Consider the following 26,710-nt stretch of genomic DNA (forward strand, 5'->3'; position numbering starts at 1 on the left):
ACTCCAGCCTCCTCCGCGACTCCGTCGCCGGTCAGGGCCGGACGCGAGCCGGCTTCACGAGATCCCCGACGGCGAGGTCTTCGACGCTCGGGTCCAGCCGCGTCAGATGAACAGCAGCTGGGCGCCGTCGGTCTTCTCGATGAAGTCGGCCGCGCTGATGATGGCCTCGACGCCCTCATACAGGTCGGCCTCGTCGAGGTGCATCATGTCGGCGGACATGCGGCACGCCCACAGGTGGCCCCCGGAGTCGACGATCTGTGCCAGGAACTCCGGCACCTCCGGCACTCCGACGTCGTGGATCTGCTTCTTCATCTGCTTGGTCGCCATCGCCGTCACCCCGGGCAGGCCGCCCAGACCTTGCGGCAGATGGGTTGCGGTATTGCCGAGCATGGTGAACTTCAGGTCGTTCATCCGGGATTTCGTGATCATGTCGAAGCCCCAGAACGTGAAGAACAGGTGCGTCTCGACCCCTTCGCCGAGGGCGGCGTTGGCCAGGATCAGACCCGGGTAGGCCATGTCCAGGTTGCCCTTGGAGCAGATGATGGCCAGCTTGCGGTCCTGGGTGACGGCGTCGCCGAAGTCGGGGACGACGGCGGCGGCGACGGTTTCAGTGGTCATGGTGTTGCCTTCTCTCACACGCAGCCGTGCGGCTTGGGAAGACCGGCGATGTAGGCCATCTTCTTGGCCGGCTTGCCGGGGAACAGGGCGAACAGTTCCTTGATCGGGATGCCGCCGACGGTGGACACCCGGCGGAGCGTGGCGGTCTCGCCCCGCGTACGGAAGTCGTCACGCAGGAACCGGAGGGCCTTCCAGTGGGCATCGGTCAGCTCGATGCCGATCCCGGCGGCGAGGTGCTGTGCCAGGGCCTCGGTCCATTCGTCGTACTCGGTGAGAAAGCCCTCGCCGTCGACGTGCACCGGCGTTCCGGCGATGGTGGCGACGGTCATGATTGCGGCTCCTTCACGGGTTGGTGTTTGCCGGCCATCGACATGTTCGCGGGCAACGGGATGCGGCGGCCGGGCAGCAGCAGGTGCCAGTAGATCCAGCGGAACGCGAGCTTGCCCCAATGATTGCGGGCGTTCTCCTTCAACAGCCCGAAGGGCCCGACGATCGGCAGCGGGTAGGTGCCGGTCAACGGCTCGGTGTCGTAGTTGAAGTCGATCAGCAGGCCCTTGCCGTTCCCGGACTCGATGAAACAGTTCGCGTGCCCGTCGAAGCTGCCGGTCATCGGCTTCCCGGCGATGTGCTGGACGAAGTTGTCGGCGAAGACCTCGACCGAGAAGTGCGCGACCGAGCCGGCCTTGGAGGTGGGAATGTTGTTCGCGTCGCCGAGCGCGAAGATGTTGTCGTACTGGGTGGACAGGAAGGTGTGCTTGTCGACCGGCACCAGGTTCAGCTCGTCGCCCAGACCGGAGCGGGCCACGAAGTCCGCGCCCATGTTCAGGGGCACGGTCACCAGCAGATCGAACGGGACCTCGCGCTCGTCGTACGAAATCAGGGTCTTGTGATCGGCGTCGATGCGCTCGACCAGGAAGTCGGGCTCGACGACGATCTCGCGGTCGTCGAGCATCGTCCCGAGTCGCTCGGCGGCGATGGGCTTGGTGAACGCGCCGGGCAACGGCGTCACGAAGACGATCTCGACCCGGTTGCGCATCCCGCGACCGCGGAAGTACGCGTCGGCGAGGAAGGTGAACTCCAGCGGCGCGACCGGGCACTTGATCGGCATGTCCGTGACGTGCACGACCAACCGGCCGCCGTCGAAGCCCTTCAGGGCGGCCTTGAGCGCGGTCGCGCCGTCGAGGGTGAAGAAGTCGAAGATGCTGCGCCGCCACTGCGGGCCGAGCATTCCGGGAGTCTGATCCGGGCGGGGGCTCACTCCCGTCGCGATGACCAACTGGTCGTAGCGCAGTTCCCGGCCACCGGCCAGCACGGCCGTGCACGCGTCCGCGTCGACCCGCGCGATCTCGCCGATCACGAGATCCACCCCGTCCGGCAGGAAACGCTTCCGCGGCTTGACGATCTGCTGTGCCTGAATGTCACCGAACGGCAGGAACAGCAGGCCCGGCTGATAGAGGTGGTCGTCGTCGTGGTCGACGACGGTGATCTGCCAATCGGCCGGGTCGAGGCGACGGCGCAACTTGCCGGCCACCATGGTGCCGGCGGTTCCACCGCCGAGAATGAGTAGCCGCTGCATGGCGTACCTCCCTGGCCGTGGTCCACACCATCGACGGAGATGCCTCGAACGGCAGTGCCGCTGTCGGTTCTCCCCTGCGATCTACGCTAGGCCGGCTCGCGCCGGCCGATCAGAGGCGAAGGTCCCGACGGGAACCAGCCCGTGACTCGCCGTCAGCCCGCGCGCCGCTCACTACGCATCACATCGACGACACATACCCCCCAGGGAGGGCCGGCGGCATTCGGTTGAGTGTCCGCGCCTCTGCGCCGGGAATCACCCGGCTCAGGGATGCCGAGGCGACCAGGCTTCGTCGCCCGGCCTTCGGCCGGCGGTATGGGGATATTCGGGCAGGCGATGCTGGAACGTGAGGATGCTCGGATTCCGGACGATCCCGTCCTGGATCTCGATGGCTCGCCGGAGGGTCTCGTCGGCGTCCCACGCTTCCGGTCCGCCGAGCACCGGTCGCAGGTAGGGCAACAGCGCTTCGCTGATCTCCCATGTCGCCGAGTTCCACAGGTAGGACGGGCTGTGATCGACAGCGTAGTAGCTGACGTTGTCGCCGACGGTCATCATCGGCTCGGCGAACGATGTCGGCCGCGCCCAGCCGAAGCCCATTCCTTCGTCGCAGGAGACATCGACGATGAGGCCGCCGGGGGTGAAGGTGGCCAGGTCGTCGGCGGTGAGGAACGTCAGCGGCCGATCAGTGTCCTGCAGCACGCAGTTGACGACGATGTCGTGGGAGGAGAGGTAGGTTGCCATCGGCACCGGACCGCTTCCGGTGAGTACGCGACATCGGCGGCGATCGCCGATGTCGCGTTCGAAGTGCCTGATGCGCGTCGAGTGGATCGGCGAGGCGACGGCCGTGGTTCCTCGATGGGTGAGTACGTCGACGTCGTGCACTCCGTGCGCGTTGAGAGCGGTGACCGCGCCCCGGCCGGTGGCTCCGAACCCGATGACAGCGGCCCGCAGATGGCGGCCGTAATCGCCGGTGGTCCCGATGAGCTCCAGCGCGTGCAGCACCGAGCAGTAACCGGCAAGCTCGTTGTTCTTGTGGAAGACGTGCAAGTTGAATTCGCCGTCGTGCGACCAATGGTTCATCGCTTCGAAGGCGATCAGGGTCAGGCGGCGGTCGATGGCCAGTTGGGTGACCGCCGTGCCCTGCACGCAATGCGGCCAGCCCCACAGGATCTGCCCCTCCCGCAGCTCCGCGAGGTCCCGTGGCAGTGGCTTGGGAAGCAGGACGACGTCACATCGAGAGATCAGTTGCCGGCGGGGAAGCAGCCCGGCGACGTACGGTGCCAGCCGCTCGTCGGGCACGCCGAAGTTCTCGCCGTAGCCGCGTTCGAGAAAGATGCTCCCGCGCAGGTCAGCGTCGATTCGCTTGAAGTGTTGTGGATGGATCGGCAAACGTCGCTCGTGCTCCTTGCCGGAGCGCGACAGGACCGCGATGGCGAGCTGATCCATGAACCCTCCTCTGTGCACGACCGGCGACCAGTTGGTGGCCTATGCCTGGTTCGGCGGCGCGAACGGTCCACGCCGACCCGCGGATGGTCGCCGGCTGCGCACCTCCTCCTGATTCTGGGCGCCACCCCAGCTGTGCACAGGGGCCGAAAGACCTACCAGAAGGGCTACAGGGACCAGGTCGCGACATAGACCCTGGTGTGTGGTCAGCCCGACCCGCCGCGCCCCGGCAGTCGCGACGGCCGACATGGCCCTGGGCATGACCGGTCGGGGCCCGGTCGACCTTGATCAAGCTCAGATCGCGATGTCCACGACCACTGTGCCGGCGGCGCCGGCTGCGACCGATGCGTGGGCCTCGGTCACCTCGCCCGTCGTGAAGCGCCGAGCATCCATGAGCGGCGAGCACGCGGAGCCGGCCAGCGCGGTTGCCTGGCGCCGCCCGGACAGCAGTGCCTGAGTCAGGGCCGCGGAATGACGTACGGCATGTCGAGCAGAACACGGTGACCGACTATTTTCCACTCGCCGTCGATCCGGCGCAGGTCGGTGTCGTAGTAGCCCGACTCGATCGGATGCACGGTGCCCTGGGCACCGAATGCCTCGGCCGGCCAGCCGCCCTCCGGCCGGGCTGCGCCCTGGATCCGAAAGACGATGAACTGGGCGTTCAGGTGAGCTCGGTCGCCGTCGACCTCGATGATGTGATCGGAAGTGACGTGGTGGCTGGCGCCGCCCACCGGATGCGGAAGCATGTAGTTGTCGACCGCGTACGCCACGGCTGCCCCGCCGATCAATGGCGGCGCGACCGGTTCGTAGTCGTCGGTACCCGTCCTGGTGAAGGACTGCACGATCGCGTCGTCCGTGAACAAGGCGCCTTGAGTCTTGCCGTCACGCCGGTCCGTCGCCCGGACATAGCGGCTCAGCACTTCCTGGATCTCCCGTTCATCGCTCATGTGGTCCCCTTTCGTGACGTGCTGCAGTACCGGAACGATCCGGAAGTCGACGGTGGTCTGGTCGATGGTCGCGTGAACCGGCGAGTGGCCATTTCGGTCATGGTGCTGGTGCTCCTCGCCGTGTGGTCAGCCCTGCGCGGTCGAGCGCATGATGATCTCGTTCACGTCGACGGCGTCGGGCTGGGCGATGGCGTGGGCGATGACATCGGCGACCGCGGAGGCCGGCATTCCCAGTTCATCGGCCGCCGCGCGAGCGGCGGCCCGCACATCGGGGTCGCCGCCGTGCTCGGTGAGTTCCGAGTGGGTGTAACCCGGGCTCACCAGGGTCACCCGGATGTCCCGGCTCTCCTGGCGCAGCCCTTCGGTGAGTGCCCGGACCGCGAATTTGGTGGCGCAATAGATCGCCGCTGTCGGGTCGACCCGATAAGCGGATGACGACGCGATGTTGATGATGTGGCCCGAACCGCGGCTTCGCATGATCGGCAGGGCGGCCGCGATGCCGTACATGGTGCCGCGCAGGTTCACGTCGATCATCCGGTCCCACTCATCGACCCGTAGTGCATCGAGCGTGGACAGGGCCATCACGCCGGCATTGTTGATCAGCACGTCGATGCGTCCGTTGCGTTCCTGGGCGTCCTCGACGAAGGAACGCACGCTGTCTCGGCTGGTCACGTCGAGTTCCTGAAGGTCGGCCGTGCCGCCGGCACGGCGCAGTTGCTCGACGAGCGCCGCGAGCCGGTCGACACGCCGGGCACCGATCACGACGTGGTGGCCGTCGGCGGCCAGCCGGCGGGCGGTCGCCTCGCCGATGCCGCTGCTCGCGCCGGTGATGAGAACAATCTTGGAGGATGGGCTGTGCACTGATTCTCCTGGCGCCTGTTGTCCGCGGCCGAACGCCGCTCATTCAACGATGCCGCCGGAACAGCGGCGGAGGAAGGCAGCGCTTTCCTGGGTGCACGGCACCCTGGCAGCCACGGTCAAGGCCGTTCTACGCTGGTCGACATGCCAGCCAGCGACAACAGGCTCGGTGAGTTTCTCCGCGCCCACCGCGCCCGCGTCGACCCCGGAGAGGTCGGGCTGCGCAGGGGCGGCGGCCGCAGGGTCCCGGGATTGCGCCGCGAGGAGATCGCGGTGCTGGCCGGCGTCAGCGTGGACTACTACGCCCGCCTCGAGCAGGGCCGCGAACGCAAGCCCTCGCCACAACTCCTCGACGCGATCGGGCGGGCCCTGCGCCTGGCCCCGGACGCCCGTGGCCACCTCTTCCGGCTCGCCGGGCTGAGTCCTCGCCCGGCTACCGACCGGCCCCGGGACTCGGTCCACCCTGAGCTGATGCGCCTGCTGGACGCCTTCCCCACCGCCGCCGCCTACGTGCTCAGCCCCGCGTTCGACGTGCTCGCGACCAACAGCGTCGCGGCCGCGCTGCTCTCCCCGTTCGCGGGCACACCCAACATGGTCCGCGTGCTGTTCCAGCACCCTCAGGCGCGCGCCGTGTTTCCGGACTGGCCGTTCCTCGCCGAGAACACCGTGCACGCCCTGCGGCTCAACGCGGGCCACTTTCCCGACGATCCGGGCATCAAGGCTTTGGTGGCCGACCTGTGGCGGAACTCACCGGAGTTCGGCTCCCTCTGGGCGGACCAGACCGTACGCGGCCTGACCCGCATGTTCAAGATCGTGCACCACCCGAACGCCGGACGGATCGAACTGACCTACCAGACCTTCGACGTCGCCGACGCGCCTGGACAGCAACTGCTGGTCGGCACGCCGCAGCCGGGCAGCCGCAGCGCCGAGGCCCTCACCTATCTTGCCGCCGTCCACACACCCGACCCGGCGAGTACAACGGAGATCATCCCGTGGTCCGCCGACGAAGCAGATGCTTGAGCCCGAGGGCAGGTCGACGCGGCCAAGTGCCGACGCTGAGGATGGTGCGCAGGCTGTAGGCGATCCGGGCCAGGCCGGCGGTCACAGCGATCACGGCAAGCGGCCGGGTGAGGAATCCGGAGTGCCCGGCGACGCCGATGATGATCAGGTCCCCGGCCATGGTCAGACCGGCGACGGTGGCCGTCGCGGCCAGCGCACGGCCGGGAGACGTCTCGGGCAGCCAGCGCATCAACCGGCCGGTGGTCGCCAGGGCTCCGGCGGAGGTCGCGAGGCCGGCGGCGATCAACGGAAGCACCGGGATCGCGGTGATCGAGGCGGCCAGGCCGGTGCGCCACGGGTCGGGGTGCAGAAGCAGTAGCCAGCAGATGCCGACCAGCGGTCCGGTGGCGACATAGGTGATCAGCGTCTGCCGGGCGTACGCGGTGGCGAGTTCTCCCGCAAAGGCGGCGGTGACCACATCCGGGGCGCCGAACTCGGCGGTCGCCGCGGTCGCCGCACGGCCGGCGGGTTCACCCCGGTCAGTCCGGTCGGCGACGGCTTGCTCGAGGCCGTCGCGCAGCTCGGCGAGGATCCGCGTCCGCGCGCGGCGAGGGCCGTACAGGCGGGCGGCGACCTCGTCGAGGTAGACCTGGATCGGGGTCTCGGCACCGGAGCCGGTCGACGGGTTCATGCCGGCGCCGGCTTTGTCCCGCCGCCGAGCAGCGCGGAGACTGCGATGGAGAACTCGTCCCAGAGGGCACGGTGTTCGCCGAGCGCCGCACGGCCCGCCGTCGTCAAGTGATAGGTGCGGCGGCGCCGGCCGCCGACGGTCTCCCAATCGCTGCCGATCAGGCCCGCACGTTCGAGGCGGTGCAGAGCCGGATAGACCGTGCCGGTAGGCAGGTCCAGCGTGCCGTTGCTGCCGGCCCGCAGCGACTCGATGACCGCGTATCCGTGCTGGGGGCCAGGCTCCAGCACGGCCAGCAGCAGCGCGTCCACATGGCCTTTGAGCAGTTCCGGGCGCATCGCCACACCACACCTCCGCTTCTGGCCGGTCTTGCGCGGCACGACCGGCCCGCCTACCGTAGCATCACAATACTTTGCGACGCTACATATGGAGGAGTCCATGGACGCCACGATGGTGAGGCTGGCCGAGGCCGTCGGTCTCGGCCAGGAGGTGGTGGGCGGAAAGGCAGCGGCGTTGGCCAAGCTCGCGGCAGGAGGGTTCGCGGTGCCGGCAGGGTTCATCATCACCGGAAGTGCCCACGACGATCCGGCCCTCGACGACCAGGTGTTGGCCGAAGCTGAGCGGCTGGGTGGCACGAGGTTCGCCGTCCGTTCGTCCGCGGCGGCCGAGGACTTGCCCGACGCCTCCTATGCCGGCCTGTATGACACAGTGCTCGACGTCGCCGCCGAACGACTCGGCGCCGCGGTTCGGGAATGCTTCGCCGGCGCCGGCTCATCCCGCGTCGCCGCTTATCGACAGCACCGCGGTGGTGACGCGCCGGCGATGGCGGTCCTGGTCCAGGTCATGATCGACGCGGTCGCAGCCGGAGTCGCCTTCACCGCCCATCCAGTTACCGGCGACCGGAATCAGATTCTTGTCACCGCCACGCACGGTCCCGGTGAGGCCCTGGTGTCCGGCCGGGCCGCAGGCGAGGAATGGGTCAGCGCGGACGGCCGAGCGACCTTGACCCGTCGCGGTCCGACCCGGGTGCTGAGCGGGCGTCAGGCCCGCGCTGTCGTCAGGCTGGCCGGCCGGGCCGCCGCCCTGTTCGGCCGGCCGCAGGACGTGGAGTGGGCGATCGACCGGGACGGCCACCTGTGGATGCTGCAGTCCCGGCCGATGACCGCCCTGCCGCCACCGGCGACCTGGCGGGCACCGGGTCCCGGATTATGGATGCGCAACTTCCGCCTCGGCGAATGGCTTCCCGAACCGGTCACCCCGCTGTTCGCGACCTGGCTGCTTCCCTTGATCGAGGCCGGCTACCTCGACGGCATGCAAGCCACCGTCGGTGTCCGTGTCCCGTTCCGGTGGGAACTGGTCAACGGCTGGTACTACAACGCCGCCCCGATCCCCTCACCCGCACTGCTCGCACGGGTGCTCAGGCACGGCCGCCGTACGGCGACGATCTTGTTCCACGCCCTTGTGCAAGCCGGCCGGAACCCCGTCGCCGCCGATCGTGCCGTCCTGACCACGCTCGACCAACAATGGCGCGAGCAGGAACTACCCCGTTACCGGCAACTCGTCGCGGCCGCCACGGCCGAGATCCCCACGGCGGATCCACACCGGCTGGTGGAACTCGTCGACCAACTCGGGCGGCAGGCCGGCATCGCCCTGTGGTATCTGGCGATCGTCGGCGGCTCGGCGTGGAAAATGGAAGCCTGCCTGACCCGCTTCACCCGTCGTCATCTGGCCGCCGTCCTGACCGACCACGACGGTGGCTCGCAGTCGCTGTTGCGTGGGCTGCCCGGCGCCACACCCACGTTCGATCCGCACGCGGTCCACAGCGCCGACTGGTACCACCCCACCGCCGCCGAACTCCCCGCGCCGGCGGACGGCGCGAGCACCGGCGACGACCGGCAAGCCGGGCTCGCCCCGCTCCGCCGCGCCGCCGAGCACGCGTGCGTCGCCGCTCTGGCCGGGCAGCCCCGCCGGCTCGCGCGGTTCGCCGCGCTGCTGCGAGTGACCCAGCGGTACACCGTCATCCGGGAACAGCAGGCCCGCACATTCACCCTCGCCTGGCCGGCGCTACGGGACTGCGCACTTCGCCTCGGCCGGCACCTGCTCGACACCGGTGCGATCACGGACGTCGACGACGTGTTCTTCCGCACCCGCGCCGAGCTCGGCACCGCCCTGGCGGGTTCGCCGGTCGAGGTCACGACGCGCCGACGCGCGCGGTGGCAGCAACAGCAGCGGCTCCCGGCGCCGCTGTCCCTCGGCCGGCCACCCCGCCTGATCGGGGATGTCATCGCCCGCACCGTCGCGCGGGCCCGTCCCGCCGGCTTCGTGGCCGAGGCCGGCGGTGAGGTGATCGTCGGGCATCCCGCCTCCGCCGGCCAGGCCGCCGGCCCGGTCCGCATCATCACCGACCCTCACGACTTCGCCACGTTCGGCGACGGTGACGTGCTTGTGGCCAAGGCGACCGCGCCCGCTTGGACGCCGCTGTTCGCCCGCGCCGCCGCCGTCGTCACCGACGGCGGGACGCTCGCGGCGCACGCTTCACTGATTGCCCGGGAGTACGGCATTCCCGCCGTCGTCGGCACCGGCACCGCCACCACATCGCTCCGGACCGGCCAGCGCGTCACCGTCAATGGCACCAACGGCACTGTCACCGTCGAATGAGTCGCGGGCCGACGCCACCGGCCGGTCGGCGGCATCAGGGCCGTTCGTCGACCCCGTGGCGAGAGCGACGACGGACACGCAGCAACTCGACGGCGACCGGCACTACGGACACGACGATCCCGACCAGGATCAGCTGTCGCGCACCGCCACAATGCACGAGCCCGCACGCCTGTGGAATGCCGCACCAATTGTTCCGTACCGAAATTTCCGGCTCTGGTCCCGTGAGCCGACGGCTTGGCCGATACTTGCCGCATGCCGGACATCGAGGTGACCGCCGCGGTCCTGGGCAGGCTCGTCGTTCAGGCGGGCCGAACGCTCGACGGGCCGTTCGGCGAGGTTGTCGAACGATACGGCCTCACCCGTAACGCATGGTGGCTGTTGACCGAGCTCTACCGCACCCGAAACGACGAGCTGACGACCATCGGCGAGCACGCCCGGCGAAGCGGTCTCGCGGCCTCGTCCGCCACGATCGCCACCGAACAGCTCACCAAGCGGCGCCTGACCAGGCGCTGGCGGCCGAAGGACAACCGCCGCACCACCTTCGTGGCCATCACCGACGCCGGCTCCGATCTGGTCGACAGCGCCCGCGAAGATCTGGAGCGTTCCGTGTCCGGGCTCTACGACATCTTCGGCTACGAGGACCGCCGCATCTTGCACGACCTGCTGTCCCGGATCGTCCTCGGCGACCACCTCAGGTCCGGCCCTGCCGCGCGGGTGACGACCGCAATCGCGCGTGACTGATCGCCACCGGGAGCGATGCGGCGAGGATGGCGAAGCCCCGGCCACCGTTCGCGGCACAGAGAGTTTCACGACGGAAGTCTTGGGGATCGGAGGGGGCGGCCGATCATCCCGGCATGAGAATCTTGTCGCCTTCGCGCCGGTCGGGCACCCGTCTGGTTCACGTCGGCCGGCAACCGATCTTCGACCGAACCGGGGACGTCGTCGCTTACGAGCTGCTGTTCCGTGGGAGCATGGAGGCGATAACGGCTGGTCGACGAGACACCTACGCGACCAGCGAGGTCATCGTCAACACCTTCACCGAATTCGGCATCGAAGAGGTCGTGGGCGATCGCATCTGTTTCATCAACCTCACCCGTGACTTTCTTGTCGGCGACCTGGCGCTGCCTTTCGGCCCGAGAAATGTCGTCCTCGAGGTCCTCGAGACTGTCGACGTCAACGATGATGTCATCGACGGCGTCGGCGCCCTGACGGATCAGGGCTACACCATCGCCCTCGACGACTTCGTTCTGGGCTCCGGCCATGAAAAACTGCTGCCGTATGCCTCGTACGTGAAGCTGGATCTGCTGCACTCCGATCCGCGCCGCCTCGACGAGGTGGTAGCCGCGTGCCGGGCCTACGATCACATCCAGATGGTCGCCGAAGGCTTGGAAACCAGCGAACACCTCGCTCTGTGCAATTCCTATGATTTCGAACTGCGTCAGGGCTACGTACTCAGCCGTCCTCAGGTTCTCACCACCGCACGCGTCACCTCGTCCAAGCTTCGCCGGCTCGAGCTGATCGCCGCGCTCTGCGCTGCCGACCCGGACCTGGACCGCATCGTCTCGATCATCGTGAGCGATCCGGCGCTGACCATCCGGGTGTTACGCGCCAGCAATTCCGTCGCCGTCGGCGCGACAAGCAGGGTCTCTTCCGTACGGCAAGCCGTCGTCATGCTGGGTGTCGCCCAGATCCGCCAATGGGCTGTGCTGATGGTGGTCGAGGACACCGAGGAGGCGGCCGAGGCCCACCTGATCGAGGCACTGACCCAGGCTCGGCTCTGTCAGCTCCTGGCACCGAAGTTCGGCGCCCACCCGGACGCCGGATTCATGACCGGTTTGATCACCGCAGTCGCCGGCCTGCTCGGCGTCAGCACCGCCTCGATGGCGCACCAGCTTCCACTCGCGCCCGACATCAAGACCGCCCTGGAGCGCGGAGCCGGCCCGCTCGGTCAAATGTTGCGAGTGGTCGATGCCTATCAACGCGGAGACGTCATGCAGGCGGCTGCGGCCCACCAAACCGACGACCTCACCCGCGCAGTCATCGAGGCGATGCGCTGGGCGGCGAAAGCCACATCTTCACCTGCCGCCTCCTATGCGGGATCCTAGGACTGCGCGGACCGCGGTGAGCAAGTCGGTATTGGCGAAGGGTTTGGCGAGGACCTGCCGGAACTTGCCACTCCAGCTGCCGCCGAGCCGGCCGCATACCACGGGGTCGGGACCAACGGCTCTGTCCCGCGCCGCCCGGCTGGACTGTCGTGGAGGTCAGCGGGACAACGTCGGGAGGCCGCCATGAACAAGATCTCGCCATCGGTGTTGACCGAGGCCGTACGGCTCGCGACCATGTCACCCTCCCTGCACAACAGCCAGCCCTGGCGGTTCCGGGTCGGCACAAACACGGTCGAGGTGTACGCCGACCGCAGCCGCCGCCTCCAGGTGCTCGATCCGGCCGGCCGTGAGTTGCTGATCAGCGTGGGCGCCGCCGTCTTCACGCTGCGTCTGGCTCTGCGCAACGCCGGCCTGCGGAGCCGTGCCGACCTGTTTCCGGACCCCGGCGAGCCGGATCTGGTGGCTCGGGTGGCGCCGGACACCGCCCACCCGTCTCCGCCCGGACCGGCCTGTGAGGCGCTCATGGCGGCCGTCCCGCACCGGCACACCAACCGATGGCCGTTCGCCCGGGCCGCGGTGCCGGCGGACGCCGTCGAGCACCTGTCCGACGCGGCCCGCCGCGAGGGCGCCCGGCTGCGGATGCTCAGCGCCGTCAGCCGGAACGCGGTGCTCGGCCTGTCACAGTCGGCGGACCGGCTGGTGCGCGCCCGGCCCGGCTATCGCGAGGAGCTGGTCCGCTGGGCCGCCGCCGGAGCCGGTCGGAGCGACGGCGTGCCCGGCTGGGCGATCGGCCCCTGGGACGCGCTCGAAGTGATCCCGGTCCGGGACTTCGCCAAGGCCTCGTCGCTGCCCGCCCCGACCGAATACTTCGAGCCGCACCCGGTCCTGCTGGTGCTGGCCACCTCCCGCGACGAACCGTCCGACCACGTACGGGCCGGCCAGGCCCTGCAACGGGTGCTGCTGACCGCCACCTGGCTGGATCTCGCGACCGCGCCGATCAGCCAGCCGATCGAGATACCGGAGATCCGGGCGAAGCTCGGGGGCGCCGGCGACGACTGGCCGGCGCAGATGGTGCTCCGGATCGGCTACGGCCGGATCACCACCCCGACGCCACGCCGGCCGCTCGACGAGGTCCTGCTTCCCGATCAACGCCGGGACAAGAGCCAGAATCCGCCGATCCCGAGCGCGGGCTTCAGCCGGGACGCCGAACTGCCGAAGTCATGAGTGACACGTGTGGTGGCTCCGGTCGTGCGCCCGACGCCGGACTGAGCTGAGGTGGTTTCTGTGCCGGCAACCTTTCGCAAGATCAAGATTGCGGTACGCCTGATGTCCAGCATGGCGATTCTTCTGGGGCTGATGATCACCATGATCGTCGTCGGGCTGTCGGCCATCTCGAATCAACGCCGGGCGACGGCGGACGTGCAGGACTACCGCACAGCGACCAGCCTGGCGATGCAAGTGAAGTTTCGGTCGGCTGACTTCAACGGCTGGCAGACCGCGTACGCCTTCGACGTGACCAGGGGCGTGCCGGACGCGGCGGCCGACAGTGCGGAGAGCCGGGCGGCCTTCCTCGCCGCGGCCGAAGCCTTCCGTACCGAGCTGAACGCGCTGAGCCAGGCCCGGCTCACGGCCCAGGACCGGGCCACCGTCAGCTCGGCGACGGCGATGTTCGACGAGTTCATGACGATGGATGCCAAGATCATCGCGAACTTCCGGACCGGCGATCCGGTACTCGTCACGGCCGCGGAACGGCTCGTCGCGGTGGACGAGATCGCCATCTTCACCAAGCTGGCGGCGGCCGTGGACGACCTGGTCGCCTCCATCGACGACAGGTCCGCCGCCGCCGTTGCCGCCGCCACGGCGGCCTCGCGCACATCGTCGGCACTCATGCTGGCCGCGGGCGCCGGCGCGGTGACCGCGGGCGCGGCTCTCGGACTGCTCCTGACCCGCTCGATCACCCGGCCGCTGCGAGCGCTGAACCGACGGCTCCGCGACATCGCCGACGGGGAAGGCGATCTCACCCAGCGCGTCCACGACGACAGCCGCGACGAGATCGGTCAGGCCGCGCGCAGCTTCAATCGCTTCGCCGAGCGCATGCAGGTGCTGGTGGGCAGGGTGGCGGCCGAGGCCGCCCGGGTGGCGCGCGCCGCCGACGAGTTGGGCACCATCAGCACGCAGCTCGCGGACGGCGCCGCCGGCACCAGCTCCCAGGCGGGCGTGGTCAGCTCCGGCGCCGAGGAGGTCTCCGCGATCGTCTCGACGATGGCCGCCTCCGCGGAACAGATGAGCGCGTCCATCGCCGAGATCTCCCGCAGCGCGAGCCGGGCGTCCGAGATCGTCGAGGACGGCGTCCGCGCCACCGCCGACGCCAACGAGACGGTCGCACGGCTCGGCGTCGCCTCCGCGGAGATCCAATCCGTCGTCGACCTGATCACCGCGATCGCCCAGCAGACCAACCTGCTGGCGTTGAACGCCACCATCGAGGCCGCGCGTGCCGGTGAGACCGGAAAAGGCTTCGCGGTGGTCGCCGGCGAGGTCAAGAACCTCGCTGAGCAGACCGCCACGGCGACCGAGACCATCGTGCGGCAGATCGCCGCCATCCGTGGCGGCAGCGAGGCGGCAGTCGAGGCGATCGCGCGGATCGGCACGGTGGTGTCCGAGATCAACAGCACCCAACTGGCTATCGCGTCGGCGATCGAGGAGCAGACGGCGACGACCGCGGAGATGAGCCGCAACGTGGCGGAGACCGCCACGGGAGCGGGCGAGATCGCCGGCAGCATCCAGGACGTCGCGCAGACCGCGGAGCGGACGAGCACCGGTGCTTCACGCACTCAGGACACCGCGCAGGACCTCGGCCACGCGTCCCATGACCTGCAATCCCTCGTGGCAACCTTCCGCTACTGAAAGCGTACGTACCTTCTTCCCGGTCCCCGGCGCCGTCGGCTTCTCGTCCGACGGCGACTGCGGACGAAGGACGATCCACGCACGGCAGACACCTGCGCATCCGCCACCGAGCTGAGTGGATTCAGCGCTTGCTGCCCCGACGCGTGGCCCAGGCGACGGACGGTCGCCACCCGGGCCGGGCACAGGTCTCGACCGCTCTCCCGGTTCCGGGTCGTTCGCCTCTGGGACACGCGATCGCACCGGTACAGGCTCGACGCGACAGGACGTTCCAAAACCGGTGACAGCGGCCGGGTGATTCGTGAGGAGGCAAGGCGATGAATAGGTCCGAGATTCGGATCCTGGATCCACGGAAGGGAGACCTTGTCACTGTGTGCCGAGGTCCGACCGCATCGAACGCGTGCCCGCTGGCCGACGAGAACGGCGTCGTCGCGTGCGCGGGCTTTCTGATCGCCCCGGCCGACGGGGATCCCGAGTATTGGCCCCTCTCGATCCCGCGCGGGTACCTGCACTGTGACGTGCCCTGGAACGAGCGCGCGCGGACCTACGCGAGGAAGGCCCAGAGGTCACACGCCCGGTGGGCGGAAGGGCTCGAGGCGGAAAGGGCGAGACTGTTCCGGCTGGCCGCGGCTGGAGACCGCAGATACCGGGACATGGACGAGTACGAACTCAGAACGACCGCGCTGTGGCGCTGGCGGAAATCCCCCTTCGCCGAGGGCGACCGGCAGAGGGAGGAAAGGTCCCGCCACCGGGCGAGCGCCTACCTCAGCTTCCTGAGGCATCGACGCAGTACGAGCGTGTCCTCCTCCTCCAGCCGCCAGGCAGGGGTCCCGTCGGTCCGGGACGTTCGGCCCTGCCCGGCCGTCCCGCCGTCCACCAGGCTGAAGGGAGATCAAGCGAGGAGAGACCCATGCGAGCAGCAGTCGTCACCAGCTTCACCGAACCGCTGACGGTCCAGGAGGTTCCGGTACCCGAGCCCGGCCCGGGACAGATCAGGGTCCGCATCGAGGCGAGCGGCCTGTGCCACACCGACATCCACGCCGCTCGTGGCGACTGGCCGGTCAAGCCCACGCCTCCGTTCATCCCGGGCCACGAAGGCGTCGGGATCGTCGACAAGGCCGGCGCTGACGTCACCGGGCACCAGGCGGGCGACCGGGTGGCGATCCCCTGGCTCGGTCACGCCTGCGGCACCTGCGACTACTGCGTCAGCGGCTGGGAGACGCTCTGCGAGAGCCAGCTCAACACCGGTTACGCGCTCGACGGCGGGCACGCCGAGTATCTGATCGCCGACGCCGGCTACGTGGTCGCCGTACCGGCCGGCATCGACCCCGCCGAAGCGGCGCCGCTCACCTGCGCGGGCGTCACCACCTACAAGGCGGTCAAGGTCGGCGGGGTCACGCCGGGTGACCGCGTGGCCATCTTCGGCATCGGCGGCCTCGGTCACCTCGCCCAGCAGTACGCGCAGATCTTCGGCGGCGAAACCATCGCGGTCGACGTGACCGAGGAGAAACTGGCCCTGGCCAAGGAGCTCGGCGCGGCCCACGTCGTCAACGCGGCCACCACCGACCCGGTCGCGGCGATCGAGGCGCTCGGCGGCGCCGACGTGGCGATCGTTCTCGCGGCCGACCCCAAGGTGCTCGAGCAGGCTCACGCTTGCCTGCGGCGTGGCGGCCGGCTGGTCCTGGTCTCGCTGCCCAAGGACAACACCATGTCGTTGCCGATCTTCCAGACCGTGCTCAAGGGGATCTCGGTGATCGGATCCATCGTGGGCACCCGGGCCGACCTGGCCGAGGTGTTCCGGCTGCACGCCGCCGGGCGCACCCGCGTGTTCTACGAGACGCGCGGCCTCGACGACATCAACGAGGCGATCGACGACGTGCTGCACAGCCGGGTCCCGGCCCGCCTGGTGCTGCTGCCCTGACCTCGAGGGGAACAATCATGGACGGCGCCCTCCTGAACGCCACCACACACGTCCTCACCTCGGACGGCCGGATCGTCGAGATCCGGCCGGTGGACCCCGGTGACCGGCCGGCCCTCGCCGCCCTCTACGGGCAGGCGAGTCCGGACAGTCTGCGGTCGCGGTTCTTCGCGTCGCCCGGCTCCGCGTCGCTCGCGGCGGAGGTCGACCGCCTCTGCCGCCCGCAGAACACCCGGCACCTCGCCGTCCTGGCCGCCGAGGGCGACGAGGTGATCGGGGTCGCGGAGTGTGAGCGCACCGACGACACCGACCGGCGGGCGGAGTTCGCTGTGTTCGTCGCCGACGCGCACCACGGCCGCGGCGTCGGCACCCTGCTGCTGGAGCACCTCGCCACGCTGGCCCGGCGGCAGGGGATCGAGGAACTGGTCGGCGAGGTGCTGCCCACCAACATGGCCATGCTGCGCGTCGCCCGTGACCTGAACGCACACGCCTGGTCCCGGTTCGGCGACGGCATCATCGACCTCGGGCTCGGCACCGGGGACGACTCGGCGGCCGTGGACACCCGCGACCGCGTCGCCGAACGGGCCTCGCTGCGCGCCCTGCTCTCACCGGCCTCGGTGGCCGTCGTCGGGGCCGGCCACCGCCCCGGCGGCGTCGGCCACGAGACGGTGCGGGCACTGCGGGAGTACGGCTTCCAGGGCCGTCTGCACGTCGTCAACCGCAGCGGCAAGGACGTCGCCGGCATCACCGCCCATCGATCCGTGCGTGAGTTGCCCGCTCCCGTCGAACTGCTCGTGGTCGCCGTACCGGCCGACCAGGTCGCGCCGGTGCTCGCCGACGGCGCCCGGGTCGGCGTACGAGGGGCGGTCGTGCTCAGCGCCGGTTTCGGCGAGGCCGGGCCCGAGGGCCGTCAACGGCAGCACGAACTCGTCGCGTTCGCCCGCCGCCACGGCATCAGGGTGGTCGGCCCGAACTGCCTCGGCGTCGTCAACACCGACCCCGGTGTACGCCTGAACGCCAGCTTCGCACCGTCGGCGCCGCTCGCGGGCGGGCTCGCCGTGGCGGCGCAGTCCGGAGCGGTCGGCATCGCGCTCCTCGACGACGCGACCCGCGCCGGATGCGGCATCTCCAGCTTCGTCTCGCTCGGCAACAAGGCCGACGTCAGCGGCAACGATCTCATCGCCTACTGGTACGACGACCCTGCCACGCAGGCGGTCGCCCTGTACCTCGAGTCGTTCGGCAATCCGCGCAAGTTCGCCCGGACGGTCCGCGCCCTGGGCCGCCGCAAGCCGGTGCTGGCCCTCAAGAGCGGCCGTTCGGACTCCGGGCGCCGGGCCGGCGCGTCGCACACCGCCGCGGCCGCGGCCCCGGCCGCGACCGTCGACGCCTTGTTCGCGCAGGCCGGAGTCGTCCGGCCGGCCGGCCTGGGCGAGCTGATGGACGCCGCCCGCATGCTCACCGGCCAGCCGCTACCGACCGGCGACCGTCTCGCCGTGGTCGGCAACGCGGGCGGCCTCAACGTGCTCGCCGCGGACGCGGCCGAGGCCGGCGGCCTGACGGTGCCCTCCCTGAGCCCTGCGCTGTGCGCACGGTTGACGGCGGAGACTCACGGCATCACCGGTCTCGACAATCCGATCGACCTGGGGGCGGGCGCACCGGCCGCCGTTTTCGCGTCGGCCGCGGAGATCGTCGCCTCCTCCGGTGAGGCGGACATGCTCCTGCTGGTCATCATCGGCACGCGGGCCAACGACACCGCCGGCATCCGGGACGCGCTGGCTGCCGTGGTCGACCGGCACCCCGCCCTGGCGGTCGCGGCCGTCGTGATCGGCGCCGAGGACGTCGTTCGACTCGGCGCCCGGGGCGCGCCCGTCTATCCCTTGCCGGAACGAGCGGTCCAGGCGCTGGCCCACGCCTCCCGGTATGCGCGGTGGCGAAACCAGCCGCTGGGTCGGCGTCCCGAGCTGGCCGGCGTGCGCACCGGCGAAGCACGGGCGGCGGTGGAGGCGGCCCTGGCCGGCGGAGGGGGATGGCAGAGTTACCGGCGCACGGCCGAGATCCTCACGGCGTACGGTATTCCGCTGCTCCCGGCGACGCTGTGCGCCACACCGGCCGAGGCGATGGCCGCCGCCGCGCGGATCGGCTATCCGGTGGTACTCAAGTGCGCCGACTCCGAGCTGGTGCACAAGACCGACTCGGGCGGCGTACGCCTCGATCTGACCGGCCCGGAAGAGGTCGAGGAGGCCTTCGCGAAGGTGTCGGCCGCCGGCCGCCCCGGCACCGGTGTGCTCGTCCAGCGACAGCACAGCGCGCCGGTCGAGCTCGTCGCCGGGGTGGCGCACGACCCGCTGTTCGGCTCGGTGGTGCTCCTCGGGCTGGGCGGGGTGCACACCGACCTGCTCGGCGATCGCGCTTTGCGGCTGGTCCCGGTGACCGATCGCGATGCCGGACGGATGTGGCGCGGCCTGCGCGGCGCGCCCCTGCTGACCGGATACCGCGGGTCGCCACCGGCCGACACGGCCGCCCTGGAGGACCTGATGCTGCGAGTCGGCCGGCTGGCTGAGGACTTTCCCGAGGTCGCCGAGCTCGACCTCAATCCCGTACTCGCCGGTCCCGGCGGCGTCGTCGCGGTGGACGCCAAGCTGCGTCTCGCGCCGGCCGGCCGGGAACCGGATGCCACGTCACGCGCGTTGCGCGCGGTCTAGCGCCTCGGAAGGAGGCCGTCATGACCAGCCAGAAGATCATCGTCGGGTACGACCGTTCACCGCAATCGAGGATTGCCGCCGGTTGGGCCCTGGACGAGGCGGCCCGCAGCGGAGCGCTCGTCGAGTTCCTCTATTCCTGCGAATGGCCCCTGGGCTGGGCCCCGGCGGCCGCGATGGTCCCGGCGACCTCGATCCTGCCCGCCGAGGAGATCCGGCGGGGCATCCGGGAGACCCTGGCCGAGGCCGTCGCCACGGCCGCCGCGACCCATCCGGAGGTACGCACCAAGACCGCGACGGTGGACGCCGGGGCGGCCCTGACACTGATCGATCGATCCACGGACGCCGACCTGATCGTCGTCGGCGCGCACGGGCACAGCGCGGTGGCCGGACTGCTGGGCTCGGTCAGCGTCGCGGTCTCCGCGCATGCGCACTGCCCGGTCGTCGTCGTGCGTGGCCGCCTCGACCCGCACGGCCCCGTCGTCGCCGGCATCGACGAGTCGTCGTCCACGCACACCGTCCTGAGCCTGGCCTTCCACGAGGCCGCCGCCCGTGGGGCACGGCTGGAACTGATCCGGGCCTGGGCCCCGGCACATGGCACACCCGTCGAGGAAACCGTTCCCACCGGCGTCCGGCGTTCGTTCGACGACCTGGTCAACTCCTGGCGGGAGAAGTACCCCCAGGTGCCGGTCACGGCCCGGGCCGTCGTCGAACACCCCGCCGGGGCACTCATCGAGGCCAGCCGCAACGCCCGGCTGCTCGTCGTCGGCACCCGTGGCCGCGGCGCACTGCGGGGCCTGCTGCTCGGCTCGGTGAGCCAGCACCTGCTGCGGCACTCCTCCTGCCCGGTCATGGTGGCCCACGAGTCCCAGCGGGACAGCGCTTGATCAGCTCACACCCACGGCGAGAGACCGGCGCTCATGCCCAAGGGCTCCCCCATTCAGGGCTTCCGATACGTGTGGACCCGGCCGGGTGCCGCCTAGCGTCGAAATCATGGAGCGAGAACCGCGGTACTCATCAGACCCCGGCCCCCGCGCGGTGGGACGGGTCACCGGGCGGGTGCGCCTCGGCCCGGTGATCGGCCGCGTACCGCCCATCGAGCGGGCCCACACCGAGATCGCACACTTCCACGAGCTGCCGAAGCCGGTCTTCTCCGACACCTCCGGCGTTCGCCGCCGGCGGCTGCGGGCCGGCGCCCTCACGGTCGGCGCCCTGCTCCTGATCCTGCTGCTCGCCTTCTGGATCAGCCAGTTGAGCGGGGCGCTGGAATGACCCTCTACCACGGCACGCACCAGACCACGTCGAGACCGGCCCGGCGGAGCGGGCCCCACCTGATCGCGCTCGTCCTGGTCGCGCTGCTCGGCCTGCTGGCGAACATGCTGCTCGTCGAGGCCTATCTGCGCAACGACTTCGCCCCGGACAGTGAACCCGGTCAGGAGCAGCCGGCCGACGCGGTGCCGGCGGCGGTCGCGTCCGGCGGACCGGTCATCGACGTCTCCGGCACCTCACCGCACACCTACCGAATGCCGGCCCGGACGATCGCTCTGACCTTCGACGACGGACCTGATTCGCGGTGGACGCCGCGGATTCTCGACGTCCTGCACCGCCATCAGGCCCGCGGCACGTTCTTCGTGCTCGGCTCGCTGGTAGTCCGCCACCCGGAACTGGCCCGGCGCATCGCGGCCGAGGGGCACGAGATCGGCGTGCACACGTTCACCCACCCCCGGGTGGCCGCCTTGCCGACGTGGCTGCGAGGCCTGGAACATTCCGCGACCCGGGGCGCGATCGCATACACCACCGGACGAAGCAGCTCGCTGTACCGCCCGCCGTACTCGTCGATCGCCGACGCCCTCGACAACAGCGACCTACCGACCCTGCGCGAGACCGCCCACCAGGGATATCTGACGGTTCTGAACGACCTCGACGGTGAGGACTGGCAACGGCCGGGGGTGGAGGCGATCGTCCGCAACGCCACACCCGCCGGCACCTCGGGCGCGATCGTTCTCCTGCACGACGCCGGCGGAGACCGGTCGCAGACCGTCGCGGCACTCGACCGGCTCATTCCCCGGCTCCAGGCCCGCGGTTACCGCTTCACCACCGTCTCCGCTGCCCTGGCCGGAAGCATCCCGGCGGCCAACCCGCAAGCCGGCTTCGCGGAGAGGTCGCGTGGCTGGGCGCTGGTGTGGATGGTCCGCACGGCCGACCTCACGCTGGAACTTCTCTGGCTGCTGCTGTTCGCCGCCGGGGTGCTGTTCCTGGGCCGCACCCTGCTGGTCGTGGTGACCGCCCAGCGGCATGCCCGCCGGCGACGATCACCGGGCTGGAGCTGGGGACCACCCGTATCCGACCCGGTCACCATCGTCGTCCCCGCGTTCAACGAGGCGAAGACGATCGAGCCCGCGGTACGGTCGCTGGCGCAGTCCGTGCATCCCGGCGTCGAGGTGATCGTGGTGGACGACGCGTCCACCGACGGCACCGGGGCCGTGGTGACCGGCCTGCGCCTGGACAACGTCCGGGTGATCCGGACTCCGTCGGGCGGCAAGGCAGCGGCCCTCAACACCGGGGTGGCGTTCGCCCGCCACGACCTGATCGTCATGGTGGACGCCGACACGGTCGTGGAGGCGGATGCGATCCACCGGCTCGTGCAACCGTTCGCCGATCCGCGGGTGGGCGCCGTGTCGGGCAACGTCAAGGTCGGCAACCGGCACAGTCTGCTCGGCACCTGGCAACACATCGAGTACGTCGTCGGCTTCAACCTCGACCGCCGCCTGTACGACATGCTCGGCTGCATACCCACCATTCCCGGGGCGCTGGGAGCGTTCCGCCGCCGCGCCGTCGAGGACGCGGGCGGGCTACAGGTCGACACGCTCGCCGAGGACACCGACCTCACCATCGCCGTACACCGTGCCGGTTGGCGTGTGGTGTTCGAGGAAACCGCACGCGCGTGGACGGAGGCGCCAACCGGCCTGAGGCAGCTGTGGCGACAGCGTTATCGCTGGAGTTTCGGCACCATGCAAGCGCTGTGGAAGCACCGCGGCGCGGTGATCGAACGAGGTCCTTCCGGGCGGTTCGGGCGACGGGGCCTTCTGCTGGTCACGCTGTTCAGCGTGCTGCTACCACTCTTGGCGCCGCTGCTCGACATCATGGCGGTGTACGGGCTGGTATTTCTCGACCGGTGGGCGGCCACGATCGGCTGGCTGTCGATGATGGTTATCCAGGCCGTGACGTCGGCGATCGCCTTCCGCCTCGACCACGAGAGCCTCCGGCCGCTGTGGACGTTGCCGTTGCAGCAGGTGTTCTATCGCCAGCTCATGTACCTGGTTCTGCTGCACTCGGCCCTGACCGCCGTCGCCGGTCGGCGCCTGCGGTGGCAGAAACTGCGTCGCACCGGGGAGGTGACCCGGCCGGCGCCGGTCGGCTGAAGACCCACCGTCACCGATCAGCAGCCGCCGTGTGGTCACGCCCGCGCCCTCCGGTGCCCGCTGGTGGAGCGACCGGACATCAGATCAAGTTCGTTCTGCAGGTTCCGGGCGAATAAGTCCAGGTCAGGGCAGCGAGCCGGGTCGGCTACAGCAGTCACGGTGAGTGATCCGGCATAGGACAACGCCTGACACGACAGCGTGAGATTGGAGGAGCCGCCGGGTACGACGGGAATCATGGAGCGCACCGTTACACCGGCAAGATTCACCAGGTGATCAGGACCGCGCAGGCAGCTGATCACGATGTGCAGGCGTCGCTGGTGGTTCATGTACCACCGGTAGCCGCCGGTCGCGGCGAACAAGCGGAAGGCGCCCCCCAGCAGGCTGATCGGTGCCGGTCCCGCCGCCCGGTGGCGTCCGGCCCGCGTGGCGGCCGTGACCCGGGCCATCCTGTCCTCCTTGCACCCGGTGACAGGTACCGTCAGCAGGAGCGGGCTGACCGCGTTGCCGGCGCCCGTTCTGTCGCCGGCCACCGGCACGCCGACGCGGATCTCCGTGACTCGCTCGCCGCGGTGGGCCAGCAGACGACGTAGTGCCTCGCCTACTGCCACCAGCACCGCCGCGTTCACGGTGGCGCCGGAACGCCGGGCAGTCTCCTGCACCGCGGCGAGGTCGGCGTGAGCGGCCACCGCCCGCCGCCGTCGCCCGGTGGGGCGCAGCAACGAGCTGGGCGCGACGCCCCCAGGGAACAGCCCGCCACCGGCGGCCATCGCGTCGCGCAAGCCGCGCCACCAACCGCGGTCGTCATCACCCGGCGCGGGCGTGCTCTCCTCGGTCGGCTCCGCCTGGTCGAACAGCCGCCGCAGGAGGGCGAGGCCGCCGAGCCCGTCGACGAGCGCGTGGTGGACCACCAGGACGAGGGCGGTGCGGTCCTCCTCGACGCCGGTCACGAAGACGGCTCGCCACAGCGGCCGGTCCCGGCGCAGCCACCGCTTGAACTCCGGCATCGCGGCTTCGAGCAGCGCCCGTTCGTTGCCCGGAAGCCGGCATCGGAGCTTGTACATATGCCGGGCCGGGTCGAAGACGGGGTCGGGCGCCCAGAAGGCTCTGCCGCGGACGCGGACGAGGCACTGCCGCAACCGCGGGATCCGTCGGACACGCTCACCGAGCACTCTCATGCCCTCGGCGACATCGAATCCGGGACCGAGGACCAGCACGACGGCGAACTGCTCGGGCGCTGAAGGACGGTCCATGGCGAGGACGGCGAGATCGGCATTGCTGACCCGTTCTCGGGACGGCTGATCCACGTCACGCTTCATCACAGGTCTCCGATCACTCGGGGCGTGGCTGCCCGGGCCGGGGCGGCGCGGGACGCGGTGCGGACGCGAGCCACGACGCCTCCCCGGACGTCTCGCCAGGGCCTTCTCAAATGATCAACGCTGGACGCATCGGCCAGTAGGGTCCTTCGGCACCACTTCCGCCCGGGCGGCCTGGACGCCGGCTCCACGCCCGCCGTCATGCAGGCCGACGCTGTGAACACCGGCTTCAAGGCCGATCGTCCCGGTCAGCCCGGGGACGGTGGGCTGACTGTTCAAGCCGGCCCTTGGGGCACTCCTCCGGTTCGAGGACGGCCGCCTCCACACGAGCGCGGACGCGGCTGAGGCCTCGATGTGGCACGACCCCCGGGACGTTCGACCCTGTGGCGTGGGACGTCTCGAGTGCACCCTTCGAGGTGCGGAGCGGGCGGGTCGAGATTCGAGGTCCGGCGCGCCGCCTCGATCAGCAACGTCCGGAGGTCAGCGATGACTCGCACCTGGCAGGAGCTCGAACCTCGGCAACGGTCGGCCCTGGCGTGGCTGGCCGCGGTGGAACTGGTGTGCACGGCCGTGGCCGCCGTCGACCTCGCTCGCCGTCCGTCCTCGCGCATCCGCGGCCCCAAGGCCGCGTGGTGGCCGGCCATCTTCATCCAGCCGATCGGGGCACCGGTGTACCTCATCTGGGGCCGCCGCCGGCGGGGATGAGGCCGCCGTGAGCCGGCCCCGGGCGTACGCCGTCGAACCGTGGCAGCTGCGCGAGACCCGTCTCGAGCAGCGGCTGCTGGCCCGGTCGGAGTCGCTGTTCGCGCTCTCCAACGGACACCTCGGGCTGCGCGGCAACCTCGACGAAGGCGACCCGCACGCCCTGCCCGGAACCTATCTCAACTCGTTCTACGAGTTGCGGCCGCTGCCGTACGCCGAGGGCGGCTACGGCTACCCGGAATCCGGCCAGACCATCGTCAACGTCACCGACGGCAAGGTGATCCGCCTGCTGGTCGACGACGAGCCCTTCGACGTACGAGACGGCCGGCTGCTTCACCATGAGCGCGTGCTGGACCTGCGCGACGGGGTGCTGCGCCGCGAGGTCGTCTGGCGATCCCCGGCCGGGCCCACCGTAAGGATCCGCTCCACCCGCCTGGTTTCTTTGACCCACCGCTCCACAGCCGCGATCGAGTACGAGGTCGAACCGGTCGACGCGCCCGTGCGGGTCATCGTCCAATCGGAGCTGGTCGCCAACGAGACGCTGCCGGGCCCGATGCGGGACCCCCGGGTCTCGGCCGTGCTGCGCGCGCCGCTGGTCGCCGAGACCAGCCACGCCGACGGCACCCGCGCGCTGCTGATGCACGAGACCAGGGAGAGCGGTCTGCACCTGGCCGCCGGGATGGATCACGTCCTGACGGGACCGTCCGGCCTGCGATGCGACACCGAGGCCGGCGACGATCTCGCCCGCACCACGGTGGTCTGCCGTCTGGCGCCAGGGCAGCGGCTGCGACTGGTGAAGCTGCTGGCCTACAGCTGGTCGGAGCACCGCTCACGGTCCGCGCTGCGGGATCGGGTCGCCGCGGCTCTCGAAGGCGCACGTTTCGAGGGGTGGGAGGGCCTGCTCGGCGCTCAGCGAGCCCGCCTGGACGCCTTCTGGGACTGCGCCGACCTCCAGGTGGACGGGGACGCCGAGGTGCAGCAAGCGGTCCGCCTCGCCCTGTTCCACATCCTGCAAGCCGGCGCCCAGGTGCGGGGCCGGCCCATCGCGGCTAAAGGCCTGACCGGCCCCGGCTACGACGGCCACGCCTTCTGGGACACCGAGCGCTTCGTCCTTCCGGTGCTGACCTACCTCCAACCGGACGCCGCGGCCGAGGTGCTGCGCTGGCGCCACTCCACCCTGGGTCTGGCCCGCGAACGAGCCGCCACCCTGGGCTGGTCCGGCGCCGCCTTCCCGTGGCGGACCATCGGCGGTCAGGAGTGTTCCGGCTACTGGCCGGCCGGCACGGCGGCGGTCCACGTCGGGGCGGACATCGCCGACGCGGTCGTCCGTCACGTCAACGCGACCGGCGACCTGGTGCTCGAACAGGACGCCGGGGTTGACCTGCTGGTGGAGACGGCCCGGATGTGGGCTTCCTTCGGCCACCACGACCGGCGGGGCGCGTTCCACCTCGACGGCGTGACCGGTCCGGACGAGTACACCGCGCTCGCCGACGACAATGTCTACACCAACCTCATGGCCCGCCGAAATCTCACCGCGGCCGCCGACGTGGTGGAACGCCACCCGGATCGCGCCGCGGCGCTCGACGTACGCGACGACGAGGTCGCCGCCTGGCGCACCGCCGCGGCGGCGATGTCCGTCCCGTACGACGAACAACTCGGCGTGCACCCCCAGGTCCGCGGATTCACCCTGCGAAAGGAATGGGACTTCGCCACCACCCGGCCCGAGGAGTACCCGCTCCTGCTCCATTACCCCTACCTCGATCTGTACCGCACCCAGGTCGTCAAGCAGGCCGACCTGGTACTCGCCATGCACTGGTGCGGAGACGCGTTCACCGCCGAGGACAAGGTACGCAACTTCGCCTACTA

The 26,710-nt window shown here is 70.2% G+C and carries 24 protein-coding genes; 15 read left to right on the forward strand and 9 right to left on the reverse strand.

The genetic code is table 11. From position 1 onward, the window contains the following. Positions 1 to 102 precede the first annotated feature (102 nt). The 4 genes from EER30_RS43115 to EER30_RS43130 all read right to left on the reverse strand — a co-directional run bounded on the left by EER30_RS43115 (position 103) and on the right by EER30_RS43130 (position 3,637). Complete coding sequence (locus EER30_RS43115; RefSeq protein ID WP_127508051.1) at positions 103 to 618, reverse strand: DsrE/DsrF/DrsH-like family protein; 516 nt, start codon at positions 616 to 618, stop codon at positions 103 to 105. A 14-nt stretch (positions 619 to 632) separates the two neighbouring features. Continuing rightward, positions 633 to 947, reverse strand: a complete 315-nt coding sequence (locus EER30_RS43120; RefSeq protein WP_127508053.1) for a TusE/DsrC/DsvC family sulfur relay protein — start codon at positions 945 to 947, stop codon at positions 633 to 635. Continuing rightward, positions 944 to 2,194, reverse strand: coding sequence for a type III sulfide quinone reductase, selenoprotein subtype (sqr, locus tag EER30_RS43125; protein ID WP_127508055.1), 1,251 nt, complete (start codon positions 2,192 to 2,194; stop codon positions 944 to 946). Before sqr ends, EER30_RS43120 begins: the two co-directional genes overlap by 4 nt. Positions 2,195 to 2,455: 261 nt before the next feature. Continuing rightward, on the reverse strand, positions 2,456 to 3,637 hold the full coding sequence (locus EER30_RS43130) for a N(5)-(carboxyethyl)ornithine synthase (protein WP_127508057.1): 1,182 nt from the start codon (positions 3,635 to 3,637) through the stop codon (positions 2,456 to 2,458). A gap of 199 nt (positions 3,638 to 3,836) precedes the next feature. Here EER30_RS43130 and EER30_RS43135 point away from each other — a divergent pair, with 199 nt between their 5' ends. Further along, the gene (locus EER30_RS43135; RefSeq protein ID WP_127508059.1) at positions 3,837 to 4,091 is read left to right on the forward strand and encodes a hypothetical protein; all 255 of its coding nucleotides are present in this window, start codon (positions 3,837 to 3,839) and stop codon (positions 4,089 to 4,091) included. A 1-nt stretch (position 4,092) separates the two neighbouring features. Here the strand turns inward: EER30_RS43135 and EER30_RS43140 are convergent, their stop codons facing one another. Both EER30_RS43140 and EER30_RS43145 read right to left on the reverse strand, forming a co-directional pair. Further along, positions 4,093 to 4,581, reverse strand: a complete 489-nt coding sequence (locus EER30_RS43140; RefSeq protein WP_127508061.1) for a nuclear transport factor 2 family protein — start codon at positions 4,579 to 4,581, stop codon at positions 4,093 to 4,095. A 126-nt stretch (positions 4,582 to 4,707) separates the two neighbouring features. Next, positions 4,708 to 5,442 carry an SDR family oxidoreductase gene (locus EER30_RS43145; RefSeq protein ID WP_127508063.1) on the reverse strand — a complete coding sequence of 245 codons (735 nt, stop codon included), beginning with the start codon at positions 5,440 to 5,442 and terminating at the stop codon, positions 4,708 to 4,710. A 141-nt stretch (positions 5,443 to 5,583) separates the two neighbouring features. Between EER30_RS43145 and EER30_RS43150 the strand changes: the two genes are divergently transcribed. Continuing rightward, entirely contained in the window at positions 5,584 to 6,459 is an 876-nt protein-coding gene (locus tag EER30_RS43150) for a helix-turn-helix transcriptional regulator (RefSeq protein ID WP_127508065.1), read from the forward strand. Here EER30_RS43150 and EER30_RS43155 read toward each other — a convergent pair. Both EER30_RS43155 and EER30_RS43160 read right to left on the reverse strand, forming a co-directional pair. Beyond that, the gene (locus EER30_RS43155; protein ID WP_127508066.1) at positions 6,425 to 7,129 is read right to left on the reverse strand and encodes a permease prefix domain 1-containing protein; all 705 of its coding nucleotides are present in this window, start codon (positions 7,127 to 7,129) and stop codon (positions 6,425 to 6,427) included. The two genes, EER30_RS43150 and EER30_RS43155, sit on opposite strands and share 35 nt — an antisense overlap. Next, entirely contained in the window at positions 7,126 to 7,464 is a 339-nt protein-coding gene (locus EER30_RS43160; RefSeq protein ID WP_127508067.1) for a PadR family transcriptional regulator, read from the reverse strand. The genes EER30_RS43155 and EER30_RS43160 overlap by 4 nt, the downstream gene beginning before the upstream one ends. A 100-nt stretch (positions 7,465 to 7,564) precedes the next feature. Here EER30_RS43160 and EER30_RS43165 point away from each other — a divergent pair, with 100 nt between their 5' ends. The 11 genes from EER30_RS43165 to EER30_RS43210 all read left to right on the forward strand — a co-directional run bounded on the left by EER30_RS43165 (position 7,565) and on the right by EER30_RS43210 (position 22,829). Next, on the forward strand, positions 7,565 to 9,784 hold the full coding sequence (locus EER30_RS43165; RefSeq protein ID WP_164842718.1) for a PEP/pyruvate-binding domain-containing protein: 2,220 nt from the start codon (positions 7,565 to 7,567) through the stop codon (positions 9,782 to 9,784). Positions 9,785 to 10,036: 252 nt separating this feature from the next. Next, on the forward strand, positions 10,037 to 10,525 hold the full coding sequence (locus tag EER30_RS43170; protein WP_127508069.1) for a MarR family winged helix-turn-helix transcriptional regulator: 489 nt from the start codon (positions 10,037 to 10,039) through the stop codon (positions 10,523 to 10,525). A gap of 113 nt (positions 10,526 to 10,638) precedes the next feature. After that, complete coding sequence (locus EER30_RS43175; RefSeq protein WP_127508071.1) at positions 10,639 to 11,889, forward strand: EAL and HDOD domain-containing protein; 1,251 nt, start codon at positions 10,639 to 10,641, stop codon at positions 11,887 to 11,889. A 183-nt stretch (positions 11,890 to 12,072) separates the two neighbouring features. Continuing rightward, positions 12,073 to 13,113: an Acg family FMN-binding oxidoreductase gene (locus EER30_RS43180; protein WP_127508073.1), complete on the forward strand. Its 1,041-nt coding sequence runs from the start codon at positions 12,073 to 12,075 to the stop codon at positions 13,111 to 13,113. A gap of 60 nt (positions 13,114 to 13,173) precedes the next feature. After that, positions 13,174 to 14,793, forward strand: coding sequence for a methyl-accepting chemotaxis protein (locus EER30_RS43185; protein ID WP_127508075.1), 1,620 nt, complete (start codon positions 13,174 to 13,176; stop codon positions 14,791 to 14,793). A gap of 314 nt (positions 14,794 to 15,107) precedes the next feature. After that, positions 15,108 to 15,740: a hypothetical protein gene (locus tag EER30_RS47735; RefSeq protein ID WP_164842719.1), complete on the forward strand. Its 633-nt coding sequence runs from the start codon at positions 15,108 to 15,110 to the stop codon at positions 15,738 to 15,740. Beyond that, entirely contained in the window at positions 15,701 to 16,711 is a 1,011-nt protein-coding gene (locus EER30_RS43190) for an alcohol dehydrogenase catalytic domain-containing protein (protein WP_127508077.1), read from the forward strand. Before EER30_RS47735 ends, EER30_RS43190 begins: the two co-directional genes overlap by 40 nt. Before the next feature lie 17 nt (positions 16,712 to 16,728). Continuing rightward, entirely contained in the window at positions 16,729 to 19,410 is a 2,682-nt protein-coding gene (locus EER30_RS43195) for a bifunctional acetate--CoA ligase family protein/GNAT family N-acetyltransferase (protein WP_127508079.1), read from the forward strand. A 20-nt stretch (positions 19,411 to 19,430) separates the two neighbouring features. Further along, positions 19,431 to 20,294 (forward strand): universal stress protein, encoded by an 864-nt coding sequence (locus tag EER30_RS43200; RefSeq protein WP_127508081.1) that lies wholly within the window; start codon positions 19,431 to 19,433, stop codon positions 20,292 to 20,294. Positions 20,295 to 20,400: 106 nt separating this feature from the next. Then, positions 20,401 to 20,679 carry a hypothetical protein gene (locus EER30_RS43205; RefSeq protein WP_127508083.1) on the forward strand — a complete coding sequence of 93 codons (279 nt, stop codon included), beginning with the start codon at positions 20,401 to 20,403 and terminating at the stop codon, positions 20,677 to 20,679. Further along, a complete protein-coding gene (locus EER30_RS43210) occupies positions 20,676 to 22,829 on the forward strand; it encodes a bifunctional polysaccharide deacetylase/glycosyltransferase family 2 protein (RefSeq protein WP_127508085.1) in 2,154 nt (717 codons plus the stop codon). The genes EER30_RS43205 and EER30_RS43210 overlap by 4 nt, the downstream gene beginning before the upstream one ends. 35 nt (positions 22,830 to 22,864) lie before the next feature. Here the strand turns inward: EER30_RS43210 and EER30_RS43215 are convergent, their stop codons facing one another. Then, positions 22,865 to 24,145 carry a wax ester/triacylglycerol synthase domain-containing protein gene (locus EER30_RS43215; RefSeq protein WP_127508087.1) on the reverse strand — a complete coding sequence of 427 codons (1,281 nt, stop codon included), beginning with the start codon at positions 24,143 to 24,145 and terminating at the stop codon, positions 22,865 to 22,867. 483 nt (positions 24,146 to 24,628) lie between these two features. Between EER30_RS43215 and EER30_RS43220 the strand changes: the two genes are divergently transcribed. After that, complete coding sequence (locus tag EER30_RS43220; RefSeq protein WP_127508089.1) at positions 24,629 to 24,847, forward strand: PLDc N-terminal domain-containing protein; 219 nt, start codon at positions 24,629 to 24,631, stop codon at positions 24,845 to 24,847. A gap of 7 nt (positions 24,848 to 24,854) precedes the next feature. Next, a partial coding sequence (locus tag EER30_RS43225; RefSeq protein WP_164842720.1) for a glycoside hydrolase family 65 protein occupies positions 24,855 to 26,710 on the forward strand: 1,856 nt, incomplete at its 3' end.

The organism is Actinoplanes solisilvae (assembly GCF_003999975.1).
GTDB classification, from domain to species: Bacteria; Actinomycetota; Actinomycetes; order Mycobacteriales; family Micromonosporaceae; genus Actinoplanes; species Actinoplanes solisilvae.